Genomic DNA, 25662 nt, shown 5'->3' on the forward strand with positions numbered 1-25662 from the left:
CCGCCGCACTCGCATCACTCTAACACACATACTATATGTATTTTTAAGTGTTAGCGACTAAGGGAAGTCACGGGGCGGTGGCCGGCGAACCGCCGCCCGCCGGCCACGGTTGCGATCCTCCGGGTCGCCCTCATATAGTCAGGCATGACCATCGCCCTCCACCCCGTCGATACCCTGCAGGGGTTCCATCCCGCGGTCGCCGCCTGGTTCCGCCGTGCATTCGGGTCGGCCACGCAGGCCCAGCGCCTGGCCTGGCCGCATATCCGGGCCGGCCGCTCGACGCTCGTGGCCGCCCCTACGGGCTCCGGCAAGACGTTGACCGCCTTCCTCGCTGCCATCGACGAGTTGGTGCGCATGGGCGTGGACGCAGGCGGCGAACTGCCCGACGCCACGATGGTGGTGTACGTATCCCCCCTGAAGGCGCTCTCCAACGACATCCGCGTCAACCTGCAGGCGCCCCTCGAGGGCATTGCCGAGGAACTGGAACGCCTGGGCCTGCCCGATCCAGGCATCCGCACGGCGGTACGCACCGGCGACACCGAGGCCCAGGCCAGGCAGGCCATGCGCAAGCGGCCTCCGCACATCCTCGTGACCACGCCCGAATCGCTGTACGTCCTCCTGGGCTCGGACAGCGGGCGGCGCATGCTGGCGGACGTGCGCAGCGTGATCGTCGACGAAATCCACGCCATGGCGGGCAACAAGCGAGGCAGCCACCTGGCGCTCAGCCTGGAACGGCTGGATGCGCTCTGCGGCCGCCGCCCGACCCGGATCGGGCTCTCGGCCACCCAGAAACCGCTTTCCGCCGTCGCCCGCTTCCTGGTCGGCCGCGAGCGCGCCGGCGCCTGCGAGATCGTGGATATCGGCCACGTGCGGCGCCGCGACCTGGACCTGGAGCTGCCGCCCGTTCCGCTGGAAGCCGTCATGGCCAACGACGTCTGGGAACGGGTATACGACCGCATGGCGGAACTGGCGTCGCAACATCGCACCACCCTGGTTTTCGTCAATACCCGCCGCATGGCGGAGCGGGCAGCTCGGCACCTGGCCGAACGCCTGGGCGAAGAGGCGGTGGCGGCGCACCACGGGAGCCTTGCCAAGGAGCATCGGCTCGACGCCGAGCAGCGGCTCAAGCGCGGCGAACTGCGGGTGCTGATCGCCACCGCCTCGCTGGAACTTGGCATAGACATCGGCGACGTGGACCTGGTCTGCCAGGTGGGCTCGCCGCGCGCCATTTCCGCCTTTTTGCAACGCGTCGGGCGTTCGGGCCACCACGTGGGCGGGATACCGAAGGGCCGCCTCTTTCCCACCTCGCGCGACGACTTGATCGAATGCGCGGCGCTGCTGGACTGCGTGCGCCGGGACGAACTGGATGCCCTGCACATCCCCGCCGCGCCGCTGGACGTGCTGGCCCAGCAACTGGTGGCCGAGGTGGCCTGCCAGGAATGGAGCGAGGACGCGCTCTACGACCTGGTCCGGCGCGCCGAACCGTATGCCGGCCTGGAGCGGCCGGTGTTCGATGCCGTGCTGCGCATGCTGGCAGAGGGTTATACCGGCCGCCAGGGCGTGCGGGCCGCCTATCTCCACCGCGACCCGGTGGCGGGCGTGCTGCGCGGGCGGCGCGGCAGCAAGCTCACCGCCGTCACCTCCGGCGGCACCATCCCGGACAACGCCGACTACACCGTGCTGCTCGAACCGCAGGGCTTGATGGTCGGCACCGTCAATGAAGACTTCGCTGTGGAAAGCCTGGCCGGGGACGTCTTCCAGCTGGGCAACACGTCCTACCGCATCCTGCGGGTGGAGGCCGGCCGGGTGCGCGTCGAGGACGCGCACGGCGCCGCGCCGAGCATTCCGTTCTGGCTAGGCGAGGCGCCTGGCCGCAGCGACGAACTGTCGGCCGGCGTGTCCCGGCTGCGCGCCGAGGTCGAGCGCCTGCTCGGCGATACCCCGGGCGCCGCGCCCGACATCGAGGGCGCCATCCAAGCGCTGATGGACGAGATCGGCCTGAACGCGGCGGCCGCCCGCCAGATCGTCGAATACCTGGCTCGCGCCCGCGCGGCGCTGGGCCGGCTCCCCACCCAGGACACCCTGGTAATGGAACGTTTCTTCGACGAATCGGGCGGCATGCAGCTGGTGGTGCATTCGCCCTTCGGCAGCCGGCTCAACCGCGCCTGGGGACTGGCCCTGCGCAAGCGTTTCTGCCGCAGCTTCAACTTCGAGTTGCAGGCCGCCGCCACGGAAGATGCCATCGTGCTGTCGCTCTCGACCAGCCACAGTTTTCCGCTGGACGAAGTCTGGCGCTACCTGCGTTCGGCCACGGCCGAGCATCTGCTGGTGCAGGCGCTGCTCGATGCGCCGCTGTTCAACGTCCGGTGGCGCTGGAACGCCACCACCGCGCTCGCGCTGCCGCGCTACGTGGGGGGACGCAAGGTGGCGCCGCAGTTGCAGCGCATGAAAAGCGACGACCTGCTGGCCGCGGTGTTTCCCGACCAGGCGGCGTGCCTGGAGAACGTGGCGGGAGAACGGGAAATCCCCGATCACCCGCTGGTTGCCCAGACGATCGACGACTGCCTGCACGAGGCGATGGATGCCCAAGGGTGGCTGGCCTTGCTGCGCCGGATCGAACAGGGCAAGGTCGAACTGGTGGCCCGAGACCTCCCGACCCCGTCGCCCCTGGCCATGGAGATCCTGAGCGCGCGGCCCTATGCCTTCCTGGACGACGCGCCGCTGGAAGAACGCCGCACGCAAGCCGTGCTGGCGCGGCGCTGGACCGATCCGGAATCGGCCGACGACCTCGGCGCCCTGGATGCCGGCGCCATCGAGGCGGTAGCCGCCGAAGCCTGGCCGCAGGCGCGCAACGCCGACGAGATGCAGGAAGCCTTGATGAGCCTGGCCTGCATTGCCGAGGCGGAAGCGGAATCCAACGAAGGTTGGCCGGACTGGCTTGAAGCGCTGGCGCGCGCAGGCCGGGCGACCCGGCTCATCGTGCGGCCGGGCGCCATCCTGTGGACGCCGGTCGAACGCCTGGCCTGCGTGCGCGCCCTTTACCCGGCCGCCGATGCCAATCCGCCCATCGCCATCCCCGCGGGCTACGACGAACCATGGGAAGCCGATGCCGCCTTGGTCGAAGTCGTCCGTGCGCGGTTGACCGGGTTCGGCCCTCGCACCTTGCCTCGCATCGCTGCCGACCTGTTTCTGCCCGAACCGGCCGTGGCAGCCGCCCTTGCCCAGCTCGAGAGCGAGGGCTACGTCATGCGCGGCCGCTTCGATCCGGAGGCGCGCGAGGAAGAATGGTGCGAGCGCCATCTGCTCGCGCGCATCCACCGCTACACCATCAAGCGGCTGCGGCGCGAAATCGAGCCGGTCGAGCGCCAGGACTTCATGCGGTTCCTGCTCGAATGGCAGCACGTCGCCACGGACGCCCGCCTGCACGGCCCCAGTGCGCTGCCACAGGTCATCGACCAGCTGGAAGGCTACGAGGCAGCCGCCGGCGCCTGGGAATCGGATCTCCTGCCGGCGCGGCTCGAGGGCTACAGTCCCGGCTGGCTGGATGAGCTGAGCCAGGCCGGCAAGATCGTCTGGATGCGCCTGGCGGGCCAGGGCCGCTCCGCCACCGGCCCCGTTCGCGCCACGCCCATGGTGCTGCTGCCGCGGCGCCACCTGGGCAGGTGGCAGGCCTTGGTCCCGCCGGATTGGCAGCCCGAGCTGTCCCTACGCGCGCAACGCGTCCATGAAGTCCTGGCCGGCCAGGGAGCCATGTTCTTCGACGAACTGCTGGCGGAAACCCGGCTGCTGCCCAACGAACTGGAAACCGCGCTGGGCGAACTGGTCGCCGCGGGCGTGGCCAATGCCGACAGCTTCGCCGGCCTGCGCGCGCTGCTCATACCCGCCTCCCAGCGCACCGCCCGCGAGCGGCGCCGTGCGCGCCATGGCACGACACTGCACGACATGGACCAGGCCGGTCGCTGGGCGCTGCTGCGCCGCGCCGCCGCGCCACCGCCGGCCGCACCCGGCAGGCGCCTCCGAACCGACCCGCAGGTCCTGGAACACATCGCGCTGGTGCTGCTGCGCCGCTACGGCGTGGTCTTCTGGCGATTGCTGGAACGCGAGGCGCGCTGGCTGCCTCCCTGGCGCGAGCTGTTGCCCGTCTTGCACCGCCTCGAAGCCCGCGGGGACGTGCGAGGCGGCCGCTTCGTCGCGGGCCTGGCGGGCGAACAATTCGCGCTGCCCGAGGCCATCCCCCTGTTGCGCAGCATCCGGCGGCGCGAGGCCGGCGGTGAACTGGCCTGCGTATCGGCCGCCGACCCGCTCAACCTGGCGGGCACACTGCTGCCCGGCGAGAAGGTCCCAGCACTGGCGGGCAACCGCGTGCTCTACCGCGACGGCGCGCCCGTCGCCGCCGCCGTCGCCGGCGACATCCGCTATCTGGTCGAGGCCTCGCCCGGTGAACGAGAACGCCTGCGGACGGCGCTGGTGGCCCAGCGCTGAAGGCCGCGGCGAGTATCCGCGGCAGCCATGCAAACCGTGGAAATACGAAAAGCAGAAATGCGGAAAACAAAGGGTATCGCCATGCCCAAGACGCTACAATTGCCCGCTGCGCAGGCGGCCACGCCGCCCCGGCCGGACAGGCCGCAAGACCCGGCCCGACGCCCTCTTCGTCAAACAGGAATCGCCCAGCATGATCATCGATTGTCACGGTCACTACACCACCGCACCGGCCGCCCATAACCAATGGCGCGATCAGCAGAAGGCCAACTTCAAGGCCAGCGGCGACATCGACCCGGCTTATCCGAACATTTCCGACGACGAGATCCGCGAAACGATCGAGAAGAACCAGTTGCGCCTGCTGCGCGAACGGGGCGCGGACATGACCATCTTCTCGCCGCGCGCCTCGGCCATGGAACCCCACGTCGGCGACGAACGCGTCAGCCAGGTCTGGGCACGCCGCTCGAACGACCTCATCAAGCGGGTCGTCGACCTCTACCCCGAGACCTTCATCGGCGTTTGCCAGCTCCCGCAGTCGCCAGGCACCTCCATCGCCGGCTCCATCGCCGAACTCGAACGCTGCGTCAACGAGCTCGGCTTCGTCGGCTGCAATCTCAACCCCGACCCCTCGGGCGGCAGCTTCAGCGCCCCGCCGCTGACCGACCGTTCCTGGTATCCCTTCTTCGAGAAGATGGTCGAACTCGACGTGCCGGCCATGATCCACGTCTCGGGTTCCTGCAACTGCGCGATGCACGCCACCGGCGCCTACTACCTGGCCGCCGACACCATCGCCTTCATGCAGTTCATCGAGGGCGACCTGTTCCGGGACTTCCCCACGCTGCGCTTCATCATTCCCCATGGCGGCGGCGCCGTCCCCTACCACTGGGGCCGCTACCGCGGCCTGGCGGACATGCTCAAGCGTCCTCCGCTGGCCGAGCACGTGATGAAGAACGTCTACTTCGACACCTGCGTCTACCATCAGCCCGGCATCGACCTGCTGTTCGAGGTCATCGACGTCGACAACATCCTGTTCGGCTCGGAAATGGTCGGCGCGGTGCGCGGCATCGATCCGCAGACCGGCCATTACTTCGACGACACCAAGCGCTACATCGATGCGCTGGACATCTCGGCCGAGGACAAGCGCAAGGTGTTCGAGCTGAACGCGCGCCGGGTCTATCCGCGCCTGGATGCACAGCTGAAGGCGCGCGGCTTGTAATAAGCATCCCCGATCGTTTCGCGGCCCGTACGGGGCCTGCCGGCACTTTCCCACGATGCCGGCAGGCCCCGTACGCATTTCCGGGTGTCTCTCCGCCCTCCGATACCTGACCGTTATCGCTAGAGCAAACCAGACATCTTCCCGTTTTCCCCGCAAGCCTTTACCCTCTCCGTCAGGCCTCCGGCGCGGGTTGCCACCCTCCTGCCGTTCGCCCCACCCAGAACGAAGCGGCCGTCCGCGGCGTTGCCCATGCCGCTGGCCGCCCACATCCAACGAGACAGGAATTCCCGATGCGCTATCTCCGTTTCATCCATGACGGCACCAAATACCTGGGCACCCGCGACGGCGACAAGATCCGGATCCTCGGCGAGGCATCCATCGAATCCTTGCTGGCCGCAGGCACGGACCTGGAGACTTATGCCTCCACGCGCGGCGGCGGCAAGCTGGTGAACGAGGCCGATATCACCTATCTCCCCATCGTCGAACATCCTGCCAAGATCTTCTGCATCGGGCTCAACTACGCCGACCACACCAAGGAAAGCAAGTACGAACAGCCCGCGTATCCGACGATCTTCCCGCGCTACGACACCAGCCTCGTCGGCCACGGCCAGCCCATCATCCGTCCCCGCGTCTCCGACTCCCTGGATTTCGAAGGCGAACTGGCGGTCGTGCTCAAGCGCGGCGGGCGGCACATCAAGAAGGAGAACGCCCTGGACTGCGTCGCCGGCTATGCGTTGTTCAACGACGGCTCGGTGCGCGAGTACCAGTTCCTTTCCCCGCAATGGACGGTCGGCAAGAACTTCGATGCCACCGGCGCCTTCGGCCCCGAGCTGGTCACCGCCAGCGAAGTACCAAAAGCGGCGCGCGGCCTGCGGCTGGAAACCCGCCTGAACGGCGAAGTCGTACAGTCGGCCAGCACCGACGACATGATCTTCGACATCCCCACGCTGATCAGCGTCATCAGCGAAGCGATCACGCTCGAACCCAGCGACGTCATCGTCACCGGCACGCCTGCGGGCATAGGCTGGGCCCGCAACCCCAAGCTGCTGATGCGCGCCGGCGACGTCTGCGAAATTTCAGTTACGGGGTTCGCGCCGCTGCGCAATCCGATTGCCGACGAAGCCTGATACGGCGCGGCGCCCGACCGCATGACAGGAGGAGACAAATGACGACACGGACGACCGCCGGCGACGAATCCCGGCAAGCTTCGGTGCATTCCATCGACCACTACGCGCTGACGGTACCCGACCTCGGCCAGGCCGAGCATTTCCACAAAGCCTTCGGCTTGTCGGTGACACACGAAAACGGCGGACTGGCGATACGAGCCCAGGACGGGCACGTATCGGCGCGGATATACGAGGGCGAACGCAAGGCGCTGGCCTATCTCAGCTTCAACTGCTTCGCCGACGACCTGTCCGGCGTCCGCAGCCAGTTGGACAAGGCAGGCGTCGCACCGGCCAGCGGTGCGCCCTATGCCACGACGGAGGGGTTCTGGTTCCGGGATGTGGACGGCAACCTGATACAGGTAAAGGTCGGCCCCAAGACCACGCCGGACGCCAAGAGCCCGCTGCGCAACATCCATGCGCCGGCCGATGCGCGCGGCGCCAGCTTCCGCAGACAAGTGGCCCAGGTGCGCCCGCGGCGGCTCTCGCACGTGCTGCTGTTCACGCCCGACGTTTCCCGTGCGCTCGCCTTCTACGAGAAAACACTGGGCCTGCGGCTCTCGGACCGTTCCGGTGACGGCATCGCGTTCACCCATGCGCCGCACGGATGCGATCATCACCTGGTCGCGTTCGCGCGTAGTTCGGCGCGCGGCTGGCACCATGCGGCCTGGGACGTGGCCAGCATCGACGAGGTCGGCCAAGGCGCTGCCCAAATGGCGGCGGCGGGCTATGCGCGTGGATGGGGGACGGGGCGTCACGTGCTGGGATCGAACTTCTTCCATTACGTACGCGACCCCTGGGGTTCATACTGCGAATTCTCGGCGGACATCGATTACATATCCGCCGGGCACAAATGGCCCTCGGGCGATTTCGCGCCGGAAGACAGTCTGTATCAGTGGGGGCCCGATCTTCCCTCGGATTTCATCCAGAACACCGAGGCCTGATCGGCCTCCATGAATGGGAAGGGCCGCGCCCATCTTGGCGCGGCCCTTTTCCTTTTCTGCGCGGCAACACGTCAGGCCGCCATCGCCCTGCCCGTGGCAAGCGCGAGCAGCGGTCGCGCATCCGCCCCGGCCTTGCCGCGCCAGGCGATGTGGTGATCCGGGCGGATCAATACGCGGTCGGCGCCATAAAGGACGCGCGCAGCCTGGTCGTCGATCTCGAGGAAATCCAGGCGCATGCCGTACTCATCCGCCACGGCACGCCACGACGCGCGCTCGACATCGTTCATCCCCTGGAAGGCCAGCAGCGTGAAATCGCGCCCGAACAGATCGAACAACACCTTGCCGCGCACGACGGCATGCGGCGCGCGCGATCCGGGCAAGGCCAGGGGCACGTAGCGATTGGGATCGTCTTGAGGAGCGGGGCCGGGCTCGATGGCGACAATGGGGCTGTCCAGGTAGCGCACGCCCAGTTGCAGGCCCGGGATATTGAATTCGCTGGCCACGTGCGCGGCCAGCCTGCGTCCGAGCTCGGCTCGCGCGCGCTCGCCGGCCGCGCCGGCGGCGTCTATGTCTGCATCGGGGCGGATATTCCCGATGCTGTCCGCCATGCGGCGCGCGAATGCCGTGTTGCGCAGCGCCATGGGCCGGCGCTCGCGCTCGTAGCTTTCCAGCAGCGCAGGCGGCGCCGCGCCCTGCACCACGGCCGCGAGCTTCCAGCCCAGGTTCACCACGTCGTCGATCGACGTGTTGTAGCCCATTCCTCCGGTCGGGGTGAAAAGATGCGCCGCGTCCCCGGCCAGGAACATCCGGCCGCTCGCCATCTTGTCGGCCACCAGCGTATACCCCGCGACCCAGGGCATGCGGTCGATCAGCTCGAAGTCGAATTCGCTGCCTACCACCGCTCGCGCCACGGCCACGGGATCGATATCGGCGGGTTGCCGTCCCGGCGCCAGTTGCACGGCCAGGAGGAAGGTCTCGACGCCGTCGACGGCAATCAACAGGCCGCGCTGGTGCGCATTCACGGCCCAGTACTGCCAGGCGGGCTCCTTGCCCATCACCCCATAGAGCTGCCTGGAGCGGAAATAGATCGACAACATCTGGCCGCCGAAGAAATCCCGCTGTTCGCTGCCCTGTCCCGAGTACCCGATGCCCATGGACTTGCGCACCATGCTGCGGGGGCCATCGCATCCCACCAGGTAGCGGGCATCCAACCGCCACGGTTCGCCGCCCCCCTCCGGCTCGACGGTCACCGCCACGCCGTCGGCGTCCTGCTCGACCGCCACCGCCCGCTGGCCCAGGCATAGCCTGACGCTGGAATAGGCGGCGGCGCGCGTGCGCAGCACGGGCTCGATCAGCATCTGCTGCGCGCGGTGCGGGAGCTCGGGTGTGGGCCAGGCCTCGCTGCCGTAGTCGCCGGCGTTGCCCGCGGCGGGGTCGCCCGCCTGGCTGCGCCGCGCCGCATCGCCCCGGGAAGGGATCCGGAAACGCGCCAGTTCGTGGCCGGCCAGCTGGGTGCAATAGACCACGTCCTGCGGATAGTCCAGCGGCAGCCCCAGAGCCCGGATTTCATCGGAAAAGCCGCGCCGGCGATAGTGTTCCATCGTCCGGGACGAGGTGGCATTCGCCTTGGGAAACGCCGGCGGATCGGCATCCTCTTCCAGCAGGACGCACGGTATGTCGCGGCATCCCAGCTCGATCGCCAGCATCAGGCCGGCCGGACCGCCGCCCACGATGGCGATCTCCGTTCGCAGTGCTTTCACAGTGCATCTTCCCTCAATCGGTCGTCGCCCCCGTACGCCGGACCATCTCGGCGTAGCGAGGGGTATCCTTGCGCATCCATTCGGACACGATCGCCCCTGGGCTGCCCGCCGGCACGAAGCCGAAGGTCGCCATCTTGGCCTTGACCTCGTCGTTCTCGAGCGCGTCGCGCACGGCCTTGGCGATGGCGTTCACGCGCTCGGACGGCGTACCCGCGGGCGCCACGAGCGCCACCCAGGTGGACGCGTCCACGCCCTTGGGTCCGCCCGCCTCCTCCAGGGTAGGCACGTTGGGCAGCGCCACCGAACGTTTGTCGTCCGCCACCGCAAGCACCCGCAGCTTGCCGGCCTGCATCAAGCCGCCCGCAGTGGCGTACGAGCCCAGCGCCCACGTCACCTCGCCGTTCGCTACCGCGGAATACAACTGCGCGGTGTCCTTGAACGGCACGTGCAGCATCTGCGTACCGGTGGCGGCCTCCAGCTGCGCGGCGCCCAGGTGGCCGGGGCTGCCGACCGCCCATGAGCCATAGGTCACGCTTCCCGGCTTGGCGCGCGCCGCTGCGATCAGCTCGGGAATCGACTTGATGGGGCTGTCGCTCCCGACGACCACGAAAAAGGCGGTGCGATAGAGGCCGCTCACCGGGACGTAGTCCTTGACCGGGTCGTAGGGCAGTTTGCGGAACAGGCTCGGATTGATGGCCATGTGGCCGACGTCCACCACGCCCAGGTCATGCCCCGTGGCCGCCGCGCGGCGCACCGCCTCCATGGCGATGAAGCCGTTGCCGCCCGGCCGTGGCTCGACGACGACCGGCTGGCTCCACGCCTTCGAGAGGTGTTCGCCGAGCAGCCGCGCCACCGCGTCCGGGCCGCTGCCGGCGGGAAACGGGCTCAAGAGGCGCACCGGGCGGGAAGGAAAGGTCTCCGCCTGCGCAACCGGCGCGCCCAGCGGCTGCAGGGCTGCGGCGCACAGCGCCATCGCCGCCATGAGTTTGGGAAAGGCCATCGATCGTCTCCGTAGTCATGTGCTTGTTGTGGGGACGAGTCTAGTGAAGGGCACTGCCTACAGAAAGATGGCAAAATCCTCCCATCGATGCCTGGGTGTTATCGCCATGAAACTGCATCATCTGCGGGATTTCGTCGCCATAGCCGAAGCGCACAGTGTGCGCGGGGCGGCCCGGGCGCTCGGGCTGGCCCAGCCCGCCCTTACCCGCAGCCTGCGCGAACTCGAAGGCGAACTGGGCACGCCGCTGCTCGAGCGGCATGCGCGCGGGGTGGTGCTCACGCCCATAGGCGAAGCGTTCTACCGCCGCGCGCACGCCGCCATGGCCGAAATCCGGCGCGGACAGGACGAAGTCGCGCAGCTCCTGGGCACGCCCTCCGGATCCGTCACGGTGGGGCTGTCCAGCGCCGTCTGGCTGGCGATGGCGGCCGAGGCGCACGAGGCGTTCCGCCAGAAATATCCGGGCGTGCGGCTGCGCATGGTGGAAGGCTTCTTCTCCACGCTGGAAGGCCGGCTGCAGGACGGCACCCTCGACTTCTACATCGGCCCGCGCCCGGCCCGGCCGATAGGCGACAGCTACAAGGTGGAACTCCTGTTCCAGAACCAGCGCGTGGTCGTCGGGCGCAAGGGACATCCCAAGCGCAACGCCAAGAGGCTCGCCGAACTGGTTGGCGAGGACTGGATCCTGACAGGCGTGCAGGAACGCGTGGAAGCGGAATTCGAAGACGTCTTCGCCGCCCAAGGGCTGCCGCCGCCGGTGCCCATGACCCAGGCCGAATCCATGGTCGGCGTGGCGGCGCTCCTGTGTTCGACCAATGCACTGGCCATGCTGCCGAAGCAGTGGTTCCATTCGGAGCTGTTCGCGGGCGTGATCGAGCCCATTGCGCTGAAAGACGTGATCGACGGACCGGATATCGTGCAGATCTCGCGCGCCGGCGTGCCGTTGACGCCGGCGGCGACCTACCTTGCCACGCTGTTCGAACGCATCGCGGGAGCGCTGCGTTCCACTTCCTGAGGCCTGCGACTCAGCCGGCCTGTTCGCGCCAGATGTCGAGGCTCTGCTGGGCCGGACGATCCGAAAAACTGAACAGGATCGCGTCGGTATCGGCGTGCAGGGTGTACGGCATCCACGATGGGCAAACGAAAACGTCCCGCGGGCCGAAGCGCAGTTCCAGGCCGCCTATGCGGCATACGCCGCTGCCCTCCCGGACGGCGTAGACGGTGGCATCGGTGGATCGATACGGGGTTCCGTCGAAGCCCTGGGGCAGATACTGCAGGAAGGTGCCGATGGTCGGCATCGCCCAGCCGCCCGTGACCGGGTTCACGTACTGCAGCTTGTGTCCCCAGCACGGATGCGGAGCCTGCGAGCGGGCGAAGGCCAGCAGGGCCTCTCGGCTTCTGGCATAGGGATACCAGCACAGCGGCGACGTCTTGCTGGCCGGCTGGAAACCGACCGGTTTCATCGTGGCCCCGAACTCCGCCAGGTTCTCCTGGCCGTCGCCGCCGCGATACGAGACGGTATCGCCCTTCTCCATGAACTGCGCATCGAAGAGCTCCACGATGGGCACGTCCAGGCCATCCAGCCAGACCATGGGCTCGCTGGAAGGATTGCCGTGGTCATGGAACGCCCATGCCGGGGTAATGACGAAATCGCCCTCATTCATCGTGATGCGGCGCCCATCCACCGCGGTGAATGCCCCCTTCCCCTGCAACACGAACCGCATGGCCGACTGCGAATGGCGATGCGGGGGCGCCGCCTCGCCGGGGAGAATCAGCTGCAGGCCCGCGTAGAGGCTGTGTGTGATCCGGGACCGGCCGCGCAGGCCCGGGTTCTCCAGGACCAGGACCCGCCGCTCGGCTTCCTCCGCGCTGATGATGCGGCCCGAGTCCTGCAGATACGGCCACATCGTCGCCCACGGCCAGTGGCAGGGCTGGCAGGGCGTGGAAGGCGTGGGGGTGATCAACCCGTGCAGCACTTCCCACAGCGGCGCGCAGTGGCTGTCGTCGATCCGGCGATAGAACGCCTCGCGGCGCGCGCGTACGTCGTCCATTATTGCGGTATCTCCTTGGGGTCGTACATCCATGCCATGCTCTCCATGGTCTGCTGGGGCGAGCGCGACGCGAGGAAGGCATTGCGCAAATCGCGCGTGGCCCCGGCGGCATGGTAGGCATGGCCATAGAGGCGCGCGGTCAGCTGGGTCCGCGAGGTGCGCAGGTAGCGTGCCCGCTGGTAATCGAGAAACGCGGCGGCCGGATCGTCGCCCCGGTCCCGCATCTTGTTGGCCAGGCACACCGCGTCCTCCATGGCCATGCAGGCGCCTTGCGCCAGGTATTGCAGCATGGGATGCGCGGCATCGCCCAGCAACGTGACTCGCCCCTTGCTCCAGTTGGACACCGGCTCCCGGTCGCACAACACCCACATGCGCCAGGATTCGATCTTGTCCAGCATGCCCAGGACGAGCGGATGCGCGCCCTCGAAGCGCAGGTAGAGTTCTTCCGGGTCGCCGTAGGTATCCCAGCCGTCCTCGTAGCGGTCGCTGTGGAATACCGCCACCAGGTTGAACAATTCATTGGCGCGCAACGGATAGTGGACCAGGTGATACTTCGGGCCCATCCACACCACCATGGCGTTCAGGCGATTGCCCAGCGGCACCTCGTCGGCCCGCAATACCGCGCGATACGCGATGTGGCCCGACACCCTGGGCTTGCCGTCCCCGACGATCGCGCCGCGCAGCGACGACCACAACCCATCGGCACCGATCAATGCGGCGCCCTCGACCCGTTCGCCCCGCTCCGTGCGCACCACCACCCCGCCGGCCGTCTCGTCGTAGCCCTCGACCCGGGTCGCGGCACGCAGGTCCACGCATCCGCTGGCGCGGCAGGCATCCAGCAGCACCTTGTGCAGGTCGGCGCGATGGATCAACCCATAGGGTTTGCCGAATCGCTCCGGAAAGAGCTGGCCCACCGGCAGCTTCGTCAATTCCTCGCCGGACAGCGCGTCCATGGCAATGATGTCGTCCGGAAAGGACGCCAGTTCGCAGATCCGGTCGGTAATCCCCAGCGCGTCGAAGGTGTAGAAGGCATTCGGTCCGAGCTGGATGCCGGCGCCGATCTCCTTGAACGTTTCCGCCTGCTCGAAGACATGCGTCGGCCATCCCTCCCTGGACAAGGCGAGCGCGGCCGCAAGTCCGCCGATGCCGCCGCCCGCGATCAGCACCGGCCGTCGATTGGCGGCGCTCATGCCGGCTCTCCCGCCGCGGAACGGACGGACACGACCATCCTGCCCACCCGCTCCACCTCGACCTCGATGACGTCGCCGGGCTCGACCGGCCCCACTCCCTCGGGCGTACCGGTGAACAGCAGGTCGCCGGGGTGCAAGGTATAGAACGACGAGGCCAGTTCGATGAGCTGGGGAATGCCCAAGACGAGGTCCCGCGTGTTGGCCCGCTGGCGCGGCTGCCCGTTGACCGTCAGCCAGAACCCCAGGTTGCCCGGATCGCCCACCTCGTCGGGCGTCGCCAGCCAGGGACCGAGCACCGTATAGCTGTCGATCGACTTGCGCAGGCTGCGCTCTTCCGGCCCCCGGGTCGTCATGTCCAGGCCGACGCAGTAGCCGGCGATGTATTCGCCGGCGCGTGCGGCCGGAATGTCGCGGCCTCGCTTGCCGATGACCACGACGACTTCCGCCTCGTGGTCATTGCGGCGATCCGCATGCTTGACGGCGACGCCCTCGTCCTGGCCCACCAGCGAGCTGGTGGCCTTGAGGAACACGCCGACCCGCTGGATTTCCCCGACCTGGTTGCGATGATGGATCTGGGCGTCGTTCCTGGCTTCGTCCAGGTGCTTGAGATAGTTGACGGGCGCGGCGATGATCTTGCCAGGATTGGCAACCGGGCTGAGCAGGGACACGTCGGCAAGCGGTACGCTCGGCGCCCCGGGAAGCAGGTCGCGGATGCACCGCATGACCGCATCGAGATTGGCGATCAGCGGATCGAACCGCGGCAATGGATAGGTATGGGCGGGCAGGATGCCGAGGGCTGGCGTCACGTCCCTGACGCGATCGCCCTCCACCAGCCCCAGCCGATCCGCGTCGAAGCGGCAGAGCAACATGCATTCTCCTTGCTAGAGTCCTTGTCCATACGGCCGGCGCCTGGCGCGGCAGCGTTCTTGGGGGAACTTTATGGGGGACCCCTTTATTGCGTCAATCGATGTTCTACTATTGATCCAATTTAAAAACGCAATAATTCATCATGAGCAAGCTGGATCTGACTGACCTGCGCCTGCTGCAATCCCTCAACGAGACAGGCACCGTCTCGGCCACCGCGGACGAGCTGGGCCTGAGCCAGCCCTCCGTCAGCATCCGCCTCGGCAAGCTGCGCCGGCATTTCAAGGACCCGCTGTTCGTCCGCACTTCGGCCGGCATGGCGCCCACGCCTCGGGCCTCGTCGTTGACGCCGGCCGTGCAGACCGCGCTGGCGCTGTTCGACGGCAGCGAGGGCCGCGAGCCCACTTTCGACCCGGCCACCTCCGATCGCGTCTTCCGCATCTGCATGACCAACACCGGGCAGATGGTCGTCCTGGCCCGCCTGCTGAATCGCCTGAGCGAGGTCGCCCCCGGCGTGCGCATCGAAGTGCGGGACCTGGACCCGGACACGCCCCGCCGCCTGGAGACCGGGGAAGCCGACCTGGCGATGGGCTATACGTCCAGCATGCAAGCCGGCTTCCACCAGCAGAAGCTGTTCAGCGAGCACTATGTCTGCCTCGTTCGCGCCGGCCATCCGCGCATCGGGGCAAAACTCACGAAATCCCAGTTCCTGTCCGAATCCCACGTTGCCGTCGTCACGACCGGCACGGCTCACTGGCTGCTGGACAAGGCCATCGACGATGCCGGCATCACCCGGAAGACCGCCCTGTGGGTGCCGTCGTTCCTGGGGCTGGAGGAAATCGTCGCCAGGACCGACCTGCTGGCGCTCGCCCCCATCCACCTGGCGCGCATTCTCGCCGCGCACGGCACCGTCCGATATCTCAAGGTGCCGTTCGAACTCCCTTCCTACCTGGTGCGGCAATATTGGCACGAACGCTACCACCGCGACCCGGGATGCAAGTGGCTGCGCGCCGTCGCGGCCGACATATTCGCCGCGGAACGCTAGGGCGGCCGGGGAACTCACCGCGAGCCAGGCACGACGCTTGCTGAGGATCGCCCACCTCAGTGAGAGGGGCACTTTGGAGAGTTCCATGAACAAATCGACCATCCCGGCCATGCAAAAGGCCGCCCTGAGCCTCCTGCTCGACGACCATCGCAACGCGAAAAAGCTTTTCAAGCAATTCAAGGAAGCCGGGTCGGACGCGGAAAAGGAAGAAATCGCCCAGACGGTCTGTAAGGAATTGACCATCCACACCATGCTGGAAGAGGAGATTTTCTATCCCCTCATCCGCCGGGAAGGCGGCCAGCCGTTCGCCGACATGCTGGACGAGGCGGTCGTGGAGCACGCCAGCGCCAAGGACCTGATTTCGCAGGTGCAGGCGATGCGCCCCACGGACGACATGTACGACGCCAAGGTCACCGTCCTGGGCGAGTACATCAACCACCACGTCAAGGAAGAAGAAGAAGAAATGTTCCCCAAGATCGTGAGCAAGAAGATCGACCTTCGGGAAGCGGCGGAAATGATGGCTGCGCGCAAGGAAGAGCTGATGGGAACCGTGGCGGCCTGACGCCCCGGCGAGGCGGGACGGAGGCGGGAGGCCACGGCCTCCCGCCCCAGGCGCGCCGGGGCCCGGCGCAAACCTCATATACTTGCAATATACGGGGGGTTGCCTCCCCGGCAGGTGTACGTCCCTACCTCGCTGATGTCCAAGACCCATGAAGCAAGAACCCACGTTGCGCGACGAGAGCGCACCCCGTCCGGAAAGCGATACCAGCTTTCTCTGGTCCGATGCCCGGCTGCTCGGATTCAATCCCATGGACGATTCGCACAAGGAGTTCTATGACGTTGCGTTTCGCCTCCTGACCTGTACCCAGGACTCTGCCGCGGCCGCGCTCGATGCGTTCGAAGCGCACTTGAAGGAGCACTTCGGCCAGGAGGAGGAATGGATGCGCACCACGGGCTTCCCGCCCTCCGATTGCCACGTGCAGGAACACGAAGCGGTCATGAGTTCCACGCGCGAGGTCCGGGAACTGTTCCTCAGCGGCCAGGCGAACGTGGAGCTGGTCCACGATTTCGCCATCCACCTTTTCCAGTGGTTCCCCGGCCATGCCGACTACCTGGATGCGGCCCTGGCCGCCTGGATGAGCAAGCGAGCCTACGGGGGCAAACCGGTCGTCCTGCGGCGCAAGGTGTAGCAAGGTGAGCAAGCCGGCACCGGCTTACTACGAGGAGGGCGCCTTGCCCCCGCCTTGCAGCCCCTCGAACACCCGGCCCAGCCACTCCTGCCAGCGTGGCTCGCTGGCCGCGGCGTGCTGTCCGGCATCGTCGCCATACAGGTAGAGCGCCACGCTGGCGTTGGTGGCCTCGCCCATCCGATAGGTACCGATCAGGGCGACCCCGGGGCCGGGGCGGTCCAGGCGCAGCATGACATAACGTTGCGTACCGCTCTGCTCGATGCGCTCGACCACGCCCGATAGCGCCTCGGGTTGCGCCGGGGTCGTCCTTCGCTCCCCGACATTGGCGCCCGCAAGGCCCAGGCTTGCGGTCAGGCGTTTCCAGACTTCCAGGTGATCGGCCGGCACGCTTGCCATGACGAAGGCCGATGCCGCCTTTTCCCCCGCGAAATGCGCGAGATAGATGCGCAACACTTCGAAGAACGCCGGCCAGCCTTGCTCGAACCCCTCCAGATGGCATCCCAATCGTCCTCGGCGGCCGATAGCGCATGGGTCATCCGGACAAGGCAGCCATCGCCCGGACGCGCGGCCAAGGTGATCTCCGTGGCGACGGGCGGCGCACCCTCGAACCATTCCCGCTCCACATAGCCGAAGCGCGAAGGAGGCTCCCAGGCCGTCACTTCGCCGGCGGAACTGCCATTCGGCCCGAAATCGAACCGGATGGCGCCGCCCACGCGCTCCTCGATCCGGGTCTTGGTGAACCAGGCGGTATTGCCCGGGCCGGTAGCCAGGGCCCGCCACGCCTGCTCGGGCGTACCGGGTACGACCAGCGCCATCTCGACCCAACGCTTGCCGTGTTCGTCTTTCCTGATGGGCATGGAAACTCCTTTCTGGTTGGAGCAGCGGCGCCGGAGGGCGGACGAAGCGGCCCCGGCCTGAGATAATGACGTGTCCATTTTGCCAAATCCGACGTGCCATGCAATTCCATCTGAACGGGTTCAAGCCCGGCGACCCCGAAATCTCCGAGCCCGCCGCGCAAGCCGCGGGCGCGCGTGCCGACACCCTGCCCGAGGAAGTCGACGTCCTCATCGTGGGCAGCGGCCCCACCGGCCTGACCCTGGCGACGCAGCTGGCGGCCTTTCCCGACATCAAGACCTGCATCGTCGAGCAGAAGCCCGGACCGCTGAGGCTCGGCCAGGCCGACGGCATCGCCTGCCGCACGGTGGAGATGTTCGAGGCCTTCGGTTTCAGCCGGCGCGTGCTCAAGGAAGCCTACTGGGTCAACGAGACCACGTTCTGGAAGCCCGACGACACGCGGCGCGAGCACATCGTGCGCAGCGGCCGGATCCAGGACACCGAAGACGGCCTCTCCGAGTTCCCCCACGTCATCCTCAACCAGGCCCGCGTGCACGACTTCTACCTGGAGGTCATGCGGAACTCCCCGTCGCGGCTCGAGCCGGCCTATTCGCGCCGCCTGCTGGAACTCGCCGTTGCCGAATCCGCAGTGGGCGGCTCGGCCAGCCATCCGGTCACGGCGCGTTTCGAACGCGTCGACGACGCGCACCGGGGCCAGGTCGAAACCGTGCGCGCCCGCTTCGCCGTCGGCTGCGACGGCGCCCACAGCACCGTGCGCAAGTCGCTCGGCCGCGCCCTGCATGGCGAGTCGGCCAACCAGGCCTGGGGCGTGATGGACGTTCTGGCCATCACCGACTTTCCCGACATCCGCCTCAAATCGGCCATCCACTCCGCCAGCGAAGGCAGCGTGCTGATCATCCCTCGCGAGGGCGGTTACCTCGTGCGCCTGTACATCGAACTCGACAAGCTCAACGAGAACGAACGGGTCGCCAACCGGCAGATCACCGCCGACCGCCTGATCGCCGCCGCCCAGCGCATCCTGCGCCCCTATACGCTGGAGGTGAAGGAGGTCGCGTGGTGGTCCGTGTACGAGATCGGCCAGCGTCTGTGCGACAAGTTCGACGACGTGCCCGAGCAGGAGGAGCATGCCCGCCTGCCGCGCGTTTTCATCGCCGGCGACGCCTGTCACACGCACAGTCCCAAGGCGGGCCAGGGCATGAACGTCTCCATGCAGGACGGCTTCAACCTCGGCTGGAAGCTCGCCTCGGTCCTTCGCGGCCAGAGCAGCCCGCAGATCCTGCACACCTATTCCAAGGAACGCCAGACCGTCGCCAAGGAACTGATCGATTTCGATCGCGAGTTCGCCAAGATGTTCAGCGCGGCCCCCAAGGATCCCACCAAGGACGACGGCGAGGGCATCGACCCCGCCGAGTTCCAGCGCTACTTCGTCAAGCAGGGGCGCTTCACCGCCGGCACCGAGACCCGCTACTACCCGTCCATCATCAGCGCCGAACCCACCCACCAGGAACTGGCCCAGGGCCTGGTCATCGGCATGCGCTTCCATTCCGCGCCCGTCGTCCGGCTGGCCGACGCCAAGCCCATGCACCTGGGGCACACGGTCAAGGCCGACGGCCGCTGGCGCGTGTTCGCCTTCGCCGACGCCCAGGACCCGTCCTCCCCCGCGTCCCCCATCCATGCGCTGTGCGAGTTCCTCGCCGGCTCGCCGCTCTCGCCGGTCAGGAAATACACGCCCGCGGGCATGGACGTGGATAGCGTGATCGACGTCCGCGCCGTTTTCCAGCAAGGACACCGCGCGCTGGCGCTCAGCGCCATGCCGGCCTTCCTGCTGCCGCGCAAGGGCCGCTACGGGTTGATCGACTACGAGAAGATGTTCTGCCCCGACCTCAAGAGCGGCCAGGACATCTTCGATATGCGCGGCATCGACCGCCGGCGCGGCTGCATGGTAATCGTGCGGCCCGACCAGTATGTCGCGCATGTGCTGCCGCTGGACGCATACGGCGAACTCGCGGGGTTCTTCGACGGATTCATGGTGGAGGCGGGCTAGCGGCCTTGATCTCATCGCGCAACCCGGCGGCGACCCTGGACAGGTGATAGTCGGTGTCGCCCAGCGTGGCCTCGATCACGGTCAATCGCTTGAAGTAATGGCCGATATTCAGCTCCTCGGTAAGCCCCATGCCCCCATGCAGTTGCACGGCCTGCTGGCCGACGAACCTGGCGGCTTCCCCGATCACCGCCTTCGCTCCCGATACCGCACGGATCCGTACGCACGCATGATCGCTGTCCGCATACCTGGCGGCCAGAAGGGCCATGGACCGCGCCTTCTCCAGTTCGATGGCCATTTCGGCAACCCGGTGCCGAAGCGCTTGCTGTGCGCCCAGGCGGGCGCCGAACTGGTGGCGGGTCCGCAAATGCTCCATGGTCTGCCTAAGCAAGGCGCGCATGCAGCCGATGGCTTCGCCGCACAGGGCGGCCGTGCCCTGGTCCAGCACTTTATGGATGGCCGCCAGGGCCGGCGCCTTCAAGCGCAAGCGCGCCTCGTCGGGAACCATCGCACGATCGAGCCGGACCTCCGCGAAATTCGTTCCGTCATGGGCCTGCCGTGAATACCGGGTTACCCCGGGGGCTCCGGAGGCAACCAGGAACAATTGCTCGCGGTCCAGGCCGGCAGCGGGCTCTTCGATCCGCGCCGATACCAGCAGCCAATCGGCGTACCCGCCGCCCACGATGAAACTCTTGTCTCCCGTCAAAGTCCAGCCTTTGCCCGTGTGCGTCGCACGCGTCGCGAAACGCTCCGCGTCGTATCGGGAATCCGGCTCGAAATGGGCCAGCGCCATGGTGGCCCCTCCGGACATGAGCTCGCCCAGAAGATGGCGATGCGAACCGGAGTCGCTGCAAGCCAAGAGATTGCCGGCCAGCACGACCGCCCCCAGGTAGGGCTCGAGCATGAGCCCATCGCCGATTTCCTCCATGACCACCATGACGTCGCGGCTACTGCCCCCCAGTCCGCCCGCCTCTTCGGGCAAGGCCACGCCCAGGATGCCCATTTCGGCGAGGAACCGCCACGCCTCGGGGCAATATGCCCGCTCTCGTTCGAGGGCCCGGCGATGCTCGAAGCCGTAATGTCTACGTACATAGCGGACGAGGGCTTCCCGGACGCCCTCCTGCTCCTGCGTAAGGTTGAAATCCACAGTCTGCCCCTGCCTAGATATCCAGGACCTTCGCGATGATGTTCTTCTGGATCTCCGTGGATCCGCCGTAAATCGTCGTCTTGCGCATGTTGAAATAGGTAGGCGTGAAACCGTCATCGGAAGGCATGCGCCATCCCGGGGCGTCCCGCGCCTCGCTGTCGCGCCTGGAATCGAGCGCCCCATGAGGTCCGATAGCCAGCAGCGACACCTCGGACAGTTGCTGATGCACCTCCGAGCCCACCACCTTCAAGACGGATGCGCCGATATCCGAAACCGCCACGTCCCGATCTCCGGACAGCACCCGGAGGTTGAGCACTTCCAACGCCTGCAAGGCCAACTCTGCCCGTGCGAGCCTGGAGAGGAACAACGGATCGTCGACCAGCTTGCCGCCGTAATTGCCGGGATAGCGCCCCGCGGCCGATTTGAGCCGGCTCATCGCCGCCTGCGCCCTTCCCACCCGGGCGATGTCCGAGCGCTCATGCTGAAGCAGGTACTTGGCGTAGGTCCAGCCCTCGTTCTCTTCCCCGATAAGGTTCTCCCGGGGTACGCGCACATCGCGGAACCAGACCTCGTTCAACTCATGTTCGCCGTCTATCGTCGGAATGGGGCGGACCTCGATGCCCGGGCTTGCCATGTCTATCAGCAGGAACGAAATGCCTGCCTGGGGCTTGCCGGAGGTTCGGGTGCGGACCAGGCAGAAGATCCAGTTCGCATGGTGCGCCAGCGTCGTCCAGATCTTCTGTCCATTGACGACGTAGTGCTCGCCGTCCAGGACCGCGGATGTCTTGAGCGAAGCGAGGTCCGAACCGGCGCCCGGCTCCGAATACCCCTGCGCCCACCAGTGCTCCAGCGACAGGATCCTGGGCAGGAAGAAGGACTTCTGTTTCTCGGTGCCATAGCGCATGATGACCGGCGCGACCATGTTCAACCCGAACGGGATTTCCCGCGGTGTTCCCGCGAGCGCGCATTCGGTATCGAACAGGAAACGCCGGAGCGGATCCCAGCCGGTACCGCCATACTCCACCGGCCAGCCCGGGCCGCCCCAGCCATGGCGATGCAGGATGCGCTGCCAGCGCACATGGTCGTCCCGCTCCCAAGGCAGTCCCGCTTCCGCCTTGCGGCGCAGGTCCTCCGGGAAATTGCCCGCGATGAACGCCCTCACCTCGTCGCGGAAGGCGCGCAACTCGTCGCTCAACTCCAGGTCCATGTCCATCATCCCTCCAGACGGATTTCCGCCCAGGCCTGCAAGGCGATGTTGACGGCCTCGGGGCGCTCGAGCGTGCACAGATGGCCGCATTCGGGAATGACGACCAGCCGGCTATTGGGAATGGCCGAAGCCATCTCCCTGGCATGGGAGGGCGGCGTGATGGCGTCCGCATCGCCGACCACGATAAGTGTCGGGCAGGCGATCGCCCCCAGTCCGGGCCTGGCGTCGGGCCGTCCGCCAATTGCCTCTTGCTGGCGCAGATAGCCGGTCAGGCCGACCTCGTCGGTCATCGTCCGATGCGTGGCCCGCAACGCGTCGTCGGTTTGCCGGGACGGGTGCACGTTCTTGGCGTAGTGCAGAGGAGGAATCGCGACGTAGTCGCCTTCCCGCGCGACGGCAACCCGCGCATCGCGAATTTCCTTTTCCGCCGGCGTATCCGGGCGCGCGCTGGTAGCGAGCAACGCGACCTTCCCGATCCGTTCAGGCGCTCGTCTCAACATTTCCAGGGCCACGAAGCCGCCGAGCGACAGGCCGACCAGGGCAAAGATCGGCGGCGCGGTCTCGAGCATGGATTCGGCCAGGCCCTCGACGGAATTGCTGACCCTGTGGTCGCACACCGTGACCGGGCCGTACTTCCACAGCAGGGGCAGCTGATGCTGGAACAGCCTGGCTGAACAGTTCAGCCCGGGAATGAGCAGTATTGGCAAAGACATCGCGTACTCCGGAAGACAGCATTCAAATCAAGATGGGGTCGCGCGCCGCGCCTCGTCCTGCAGGACGCGCCACAGGATCTTGCCTACCGAGGATTTCGGAAGCGCGTTGACGAACTGGACCGACCGGGGACACTTGTACGCCGACATCCTCGCCCTCGCCCATTCCGCAAGCTCCTGCTCCGTCAGGGCATGGCCGTCAGCGCGTATGACCACGGCCTGGACGCTCTCGCCGCGATAGGCATCGGGGACGCCGATGACGCAGACCTCTTTCACGCCGGGATGCTGCAGCAGCACCTTTTCCACCTCCGCCGGCCATACCTTGTACCCGGAAGCGTTGATCATCCGCTTGGCACGGTCGGTCAGGAAAAAGTACCCTTCGTCGTCGACGTGCCCGATATCGCCCGTCCTCAGGAAACGGCGACCTTCGATGTCGATGAATGCCTCGCGCGTTGCTTCCGGATCATTCCAATAGCCGGAGAATAATTGAGGCCCTCGCACCACGATCTCGCCGGATTCGCCCGCGCCCGCGTACGCGCCGCCGTCGGGGTCGATGACCAGCGCCTCGGTGCCGAAGAAGGGAACGCCGATGCTCTGCCGCTTGGGCCGGACGACAGGATTCAAGTGCGTCGTCGCCGCGGTTTCCGTCAGGCCGTAGGCTTCGATGAATGTCACCCCCAACGTTTCCTCGACCCGGTTCGCAAGGGCGTCAGGCATGGCGGCTCCCCCCGAAGTCAGGCGCCGGAGACTGCTGAAGTCGAAGCCCGGCAGATCCGGCATGCCCAGCAGGTCCACAAGTGCGGTTGGCGGAATGCTCGCATGACCAATGCGCCGCCGCTCGATCAGCGCAGCGACGATCTCCCGGTCCCAACGCGGCACGACAACCGAGCTGCCTCCGACATACACCGGCAGATGAACGCCGTGATTCAGTCCGGAGACGTGGAACATCGGGGCAACGCCGAGCACCGGCGTTCCCGGGGCCACCCAATGCCACAGAGCCTGGCCGACAATATTGTGCATGTAGGCGCGATGCGTCAGGAGACATCCTTTGGACCTGCCCGTCGAGCCGGACGTATAGACGATGCCCGAGGGGTCATCGGCCGTGGCAAGGGACGCCGCGGGCGCCTCCATGGCGGCGAGCACGTCGTGCCAGGCCACAATGCCTTCGCACCGGCGGGACGGCTCGAGCACCCAGGCCGGCAGGGTGTAGTCATGCGATTGAAGCAGATAGTCGCGATACACGACGCCAATGATGACCGACAAGTCGGTGCCGCTCGATGCGGCACCGAGTTCGGGCAGGAGATCCTGCGCACATACCGCGACCCGGGCGCCGCTGTCCGACAAATAGTGCGCAAGCTCGGCCGCCCGGCTCATGGGGTTGACGGCGACGACCACCGCATCCGCCCGCAATACGGCATAGTAGGCAACGACCCACTGTGGGGAATTCTGCAGGTAGAGCAGCACCCTGTCTCCGCGCCGCACACCCGCCCGCCGGGTCAGCCACCCGGCCAGCCGTTCCACCTCGTCGTGCAAACGGCGATAGTCGATATCGGTGCCGAAAAAGTGCAGCGCCGTGGACGACGCGTAGCGACGCCGGGAAACCTCCAGCATGTCGTGTATGGTCGTTTCCGGCACGGCCAATTGCCGTGGCAGGTCCTTGGGCCAATAGAATCGACGCCCGGTCACTGAGGTTTCCATGGACGGGCGCTCAGTTCAGCGAGATATTCGCCGACTTGATGATTTTTGCCGTACTGGCGATCTCCGTTTCGATAATCTGCCTCATTTTTTCCGGCGAACTGGGAAAGGGGTCTCCTCCCGCGGCCAGGATCCGCCTTCTCATCTCCGGCTCGTTCAGGACTGCGACGAGCTCCTTGTTCATGCGATCCACGATTGCCGCCGGCGTGCCAGCAGGCATCACTATTCCGAACCAGGAAATGAAGTGGTAGCCCGCCACACCCGCCTCCGCCATGGTGGGCACGTCCGGTATCAATGAGGATCGCGTCGAACTGGTCTGGGCCAGTACGCGCAGCTTGCCCGCCTGGATGTGCGGCGTGGCGGTCGGCAGATCCGTGAACGCGGAATCAAGATGTCCCGCCACGACGTCCACCGTGGCGGGACCCGTTCCCTTGTAGGGCACGTGGATAAGCTCCGCTCCGGTCAGCTGGTTCAGCAGCTCGCCCGCCAGGTTGGTAGAACTTCCCGGGCCTGCCGAGCCGTAGCTGAAGCGCTTTCCCGCCTTGGCTCTCTCCAGCAATTGCGCCACGCTCTTGATGTCGCTGGATGCGTTCACCACGAACACCAGGGGATTGTTCACCACCATCGACACCGGCGCGAGATCCTTGAGCGGATGATAGGGCAGGTTCGGCATCAAGTTGACATTGGACGCCAGCGTACCGGCCGTCCCGAAACCCATGGTGTAGCCATCCGGTTTCGCCCGGGCCACCAGTTCGAGGCCAACCACCCCACCCGCGCCGGCGCGGTTGTCGAGGATGATGGACTGCCCCAGCCGCTTGCCCAGCTCGGGCAAGACTATGCGCCCCACGGTATCTGCCGACCCGCCAACGGCGTAGCCGACGTGGAACAGGATGGGCTTGCTCGGATAGTCGCCCGTGGCGCGATCCTGAGCATGAAGCGGCATGCACGTGAACAACACGGCAGCCGCCAGCGAACCACTTCCAACCACAGCCTTCATGATGCACCCCCGCACAAGGAAAGCGATCTCCGATCGCATTGGTTGAACATCCAGGACCTGCCTTCTTCGCCGCCATGCTATATCGCAATTAGGTAATTTTAGAAGTTTTCT

General features: G+C 66.7%; 21 protein-coding genes. 9 read left to right on the plus strand and 12 right to left on the minus strand.

Features of this window, described 5'->3' with window-relative positions; genetic code table 11:
* Positions 1–144: 144 nt before the first annotated feature.
* From CDO44_RS26545 to CDO44_RS26560, 4 genes are all read left to right on the plus strand, one after another.
* Entirely contained in the window at positions 145–4482 is a 4338-nt protein-coding gene (locus tag CDO44_RS26545) for a DEAD/DEAH box helicase (RefSeq protein ID WP_087783282.1), read from the plus strand.
* 190 nt (positions 4483–4672) lie between these two features.
* Complete coding sequence (locus CDO44_RS26550; RefSeq protein WP_087783283.1) at positions 4673–5695, plus strand: amidohydrolase family protein; 1023 nt, start codon at positions 4673–4675, stop codon at positions 5693–5695.
* 290 nt (positions 5696–5985) lie between these two features.
* On the plus strand, positions 5986–6822 hold the full coding sequence (locus tag CDO44_RS26555) for a fumarylacetoacetate hydrolase family protein (protein ID WP_087783284.1): 837 nt from the start codon (positions 5986–5988) through the stop codon (positions 6820–6822).
* A gap of 38 nt (positions 6823–6860) precedes the next feature.
* Positions 6861–7802, plus strand: a complete 942-nt coding sequence (locus CDO44_RS26560; RefSeq protein WP_087783285.1) for a VOC family protein — start codon at positions 6861–6863, stop codon at positions 7800–7802.
* Positions 7803–7873: 71 nt separating this feature from the next.
* Here the strand turns inward: CDO44_RS26560 and CDO44_RS26565 are convergent, their stop codons facing one another.
* Positions 7874–9562 (minus strand): FAD-dependent monooxygenase, encoded by a 1689-nt coding sequence (locus CDO44_RS26565; protein WP_233146380.1) that lies wholly within the window; start codon positions 9560–9562, stop codon positions 7874–7876.
* A gap of 13 nt (positions 9563–9575) precedes the next feature.
* Positions 9576–10562, minus strand: coding sequence for a tripartite tricarboxylate transporter substrate binding protein (locus tag CDO44_RS26570; protein WP_087783286.1), 987 nt, complete (start codon positions 10560–10562; stop codon positions 9576–9578).
* 106 nt (positions 10563–10668) lie between these two features.
* On the opposite strand from CDO44_RS26570, the gene CDO44_RS26575 reads away from it, so the two are divergent.
* The gene (locus CDO44_RS26575; RefSeq protein ID WP_087783287.1) at positions 10669–11574 is read left to right on the plus strand and encodes a LysR substrate-binding domain-containing protein; all 906 of its coding nucleotides are present in this window, start codon (positions 10669–10671) and stop codon (positions 11572–11574) included.
* Positions 11575–11584: 10 nt separating this feature from the next.
* Here CDO44_RS26575 and gtdA read toward each other — a convergent pair whose 3' ends face one another.
* From gtdA to CDO44_RS26590, 3 genes are read right to left on the minus strand one after another with little or no spacing between them, the layout of a single operon-like run.
* Positions 11585–12610, minus strand: coding sequence for a gentisate 1,2-dioxygenase (gene gtdA, locus CDO44_RS26580; protein WP_087783288.1), 1026 nt, complete (start codon positions 12608–12610; stop codon positions 11585–11587).
* A complete protein-coding gene (locus CDO44_RS26585; protein ID WP_087783289.1) occupies positions 12610–13800 on the minus strand; it encodes a 3-hydroxybenzoate 6-monooxygenase in 1191 nt (396 codons plus the stop codon). Before CDO44_RS26585 ends, gtdA begins: the two co-directional genes overlap by 1 nt.
* Positions 13797–14669, minus strand: a complete 873-nt coding sequence (locus tag CDO44_RS26590) for a fumarylacetoacetate hydrolase family protein (RefSeq protein ID WP_087783290.1) — start codon at positions 14667–14669, stop codon at positions 13797–13799. Before CDO44_RS26590 ends, CDO44_RS26585 begins: the two co-directional genes overlap by 4 nt.
* 140 nt (positions 14670–14809) lie before the next feature.
* On the opposite strand from CDO44_RS26590, the gene CDO44_RS26595 reads away from it, so the two are divergent.
* From CDO44_RS26595 to CDO44_RS26605, 3 genes are all read left to right on the plus strand, one after another.
* The gene (locus tag CDO44_RS26595; protein WP_087783291.1) at positions 14810–15709 is read left to right on the plus strand and encodes a LysR family transcriptional regulator; all 900 of its coding nucleotides are present in this window, start codon (positions 14810–14812) and stop codon (positions 15707–15709) included.
* Between the two features lie 85 nt (positions 15710–15794).
* A complete protein-coding gene (locus CDO44_RS26600) occupies positions 15795–16271 on the plus strand; it encodes a hemerythrin domain-containing protein (RefSeq protein WP_087783292.1) in 477 nt (158 codons plus the stop codon).
* 148 nt (positions 16272–16419) lie between these two features.
* A complete protein-coding gene (locus tag CDO44_RS26605; RefSeq protein ID WP_087783293.1) occupies positions 16420–16899 on the plus strand; it encodes a bacteriohemerythrin in 480 nt (159 codons plus the stop codon).
* Positions 16900–16926: 27 nt separating this feature from the next.
* Here the strand turns inward: CDO44_RS26605 and CDO44_RS27910 are convergent, their stop codons facing one another.
* Positions 16927–17295 carry a hypothetical protein gene (locus CDO44_RS27910; protein WP_198951460.1) on the minus strand — a complete coding sequence of 123 codons (369 nt, stop codon included), beginning with the start codon at positions 17293–17295 and terminating at the stop codon, positions 16927–16929.
* Positions 17250–17756 (minus strand): SRPBCC domain-containing protein, encoded by a 507-nt coding sequence (locus tag CDO44_RS27915; protein ID WP_198951461.1) that lies wholly within the window; start codon positions 17754–17756, stop codon positions 17250–17252. Before CDO44_RS27915 ends, CDO44_RS27910 begins: the two co-directional genes overlap by 46 nt.
* 98 nt (positions 17757–17854) lie before the next feature.
* On the opposite strand from CDO44_RS27915, the gene CDO44_RS26615 reads away from it, so the two are divergent.
* Positions 17855–19798 (plus strand): FAD-binding monooxygenase, encoded by a 1944-nt coding sequence (locus CDO44_RS26615; RefSeq protein WP_087783294.1) that lies wholly within the window; start codon positions 17855–17857, stop codon positions 19796–19798.
* Here the strand turns inward: CDO44_RS26615 and CDO44_RS26620 are convergent.
* From CDO44_RS26620 to CDO44_RS26640, 5 genes are read right to left on the minus strand one after another with little or no spacing between them, the layout of a single operon-like run.
* Entirely contained in the window at positions 19779–20942 is a 1164-nt protein-coding gene (locus tag CDO44_RS26620; RefSeq protein WP_158213452.1) for an acyl-CoA dehydrogenase family protein, read from the minus strand. The two genes, CDO44_RS26615 and CDO44_RS26620, sit on opposite strands and share 20 nt — an antisense overlap.
* A gap of 13 nt (positions 20943–20955) precedes the next feature.
* Positions 20956–22149, minus strand: a complete 1194-nt coding sequence (locus CDO44_RS26625; RefSeq protein ID WP_087783359.1) for an acyl-CoA dehydrogenase family protein — start codon at positions 22147–22149, stop codon at positions 20956–20958.
* A gap of 5 nt (positions 22150–22154) precedes the next feature.
* The gene (locus CDO44_RS26630; protein ID WP_087783296.1) at positions 22155–22862 is read right to left on the minus strand and encodes an alpha/beta fold hydrolase; all 708 of its coding nucleotides are present in this window, start codon (positions 22860–22862) and stop codon (positions 22155–22157) included.
* Positions 22863–22889: 27 nt separating this feature from the next.
* A complete protein-coding gene (locus tag CDO44_RS26635; RefSeq protein ID WP_087783297.1) occupies positions 22890–24545 on the minus strand; it encodes a long-chain-fatty-acid--CoA ligase in 1656 nt (551 codons plus the stop codon).
* 22 nt (positions 24546–24567) lie between these two features.
* The gene (locus CDO44_RS26640) at positions 24568–25551 is read right to left on the minus strand and encodes a tripartite tricarboxylate transporter substrate binding protein (RefSeq protein ID WP_158213453.1); all 984 of its coding nucleotides are present in this window, start codon (positions 25549–25551) and stop codon (positions 24568–24570) included.
* Positions 25552–25662: the final 111 nt, after the last annotated feature.

It is taken from the genome of Pigmentiphaga sp. NML080357 (assembly GCF_002188465.1).
Classification (GTDB): domain Bacteria; phylum Pseudomonadota; class Gammaproteobacteria; order Burkholderiales; family Burkholderiaceae_B; genus Pigmentiphaga.

What these genes read in the sequence shown, in the direction of transcription:
- CDO44_RS26560 (WP_087783285.1), top strand. Translation starts at nt 6,861, where the DNA reads ATGACGACACGGACGACCGCCGGCGACGAATCCCGGCAAGCTTCGGTG.
- CDO44_RS26570 (WP_087783286.1), bottom strand. Translation starts at nt 10,562, where the DNA reads ATGGCCTTTCCCAAACTCATGGCGGCGATGGCGCTGTGCGCCGCAGCC.
- CDO44_RS26555 (WP_087783284.1), top strand. Translation starts at nt 5,986, where the DNA reads ATGCGCTATCTCCGTTTCATCCATGACGGCACCAAATACCTGGGCACC.
- CDO44_RS26615 (WP_087783294.1), top strand. Translation starts at nt 17,855, where the DNA reads ATGCAATTCCATCTGAACGGGTTCAAGCCCGGCGACCCCGAAATCTCC.
- CDO44_RS27915 (WP_198951461.1), bottom strand. Translation starts at nt 17,756, where the DNA reads ATGCCCATCAGGAAAGACGAACACGGCAAGCGTTGGGTCGAGATGGCG.
- CDO44_RS26640 (WP_158213453.1), bottom strand. Translation starts at nt 25,551, where the DNA reads ATGAAGGCTGTGGTTGGAAGTGGTTCGCTGGCGGCTGCCGTGTTGTTC.
- CDO44_RS26550 (WP_087783283.1), top strand. Translation starts at nt 4,673, where the DNA reads ATGATCATCGATTGTCACGGTCACTACACCACCGCACCGGCCGCCCAT.
- CDO44_RS26605 (WP_087783293.1), top strand. Translation starts at nt 16,420, where the DNA reads ATGAAGCAAGAACCCACGTTGCGCGACGAGAGCGCACCCCGTCCGGAA.
- gtdA (WP_087783288.1), bottom strand. Translation starts at nt 12,610, where the DNA reads ATGGACGACGTACGCGCGCGCCGCGAGGCGTTCTATCGCCGGATCGAC.
- CDO44_RS26585 (WP_087783289.1), bottom strand. Translation starts at nt 13,800, where the DNA reads ATGAGCGCCGCCAATCGACGGCCGGTGCTGATCGCGGGCGGCGGCATC.
- CDO44_RS26575 (WP_087783287.1), top strand. Translation starts at nt 10,669, where the DNA reads ATGAAACTGCATCATCTGCGGGATTTCGTCGCCATAGCCGAAGCGCAC.
- CDO44_RS26545 (WP_087783282.1), top strand. Translation starts at nt 145, where the DNA reads ATGACCATCGCCCTCCACCCCGTCGATACCCTGCAGGGGTTCCATCCC.
- CDO44_RS26625 (WP_087783359.1), bottom strand. Translation starts at nt 22,149, where the DNA reads ATGGACCTGGAGTTGAGCGACGAGTTGCGCGCCTTCCGCGACGAGGTG.
- CDO44_RS26630 (WP_087783296.1), bottom strand. Translation starts at nt 22,862, where the DNA reads ATGTCTTTGCCAATACTGCTCATTCCCGGGCTGAACTGTTCAGCCAGG.
- CDO44_RS26600 (WP_087783292.1), top strand. Translation starts at nt 15,795, where the DNA reads ATGAACAAATCGACCATCCCGGCCATGCAAAAGGCCGCCCTGAGCCTC.
- CDO44_RS26595 (WP_087783291.1), top strand. Translation starts at nt 14,810, where the DNA reads ATGAGCAAGCTGGATCTGACTGACCTGCGCCTGCTGCAATCCCTCAAC.
- CDO44_RS27910 (WP_198951460.1), bottom strand. Translation starts at nt 17,295, where the DNA reads ATGGCAAGCGTGCCGGCCGATCACCTGGAAGTCTGGAAACGCCTGACC.
- CDO44_RS26590 (WP_087783290.1), bottom strand. Translation starts at nt 14,669, where the DNA reads ATGTTGCTCTGCCGCTTCGACGCGGATCGGCTGGGGCTGGTGGAGGGC.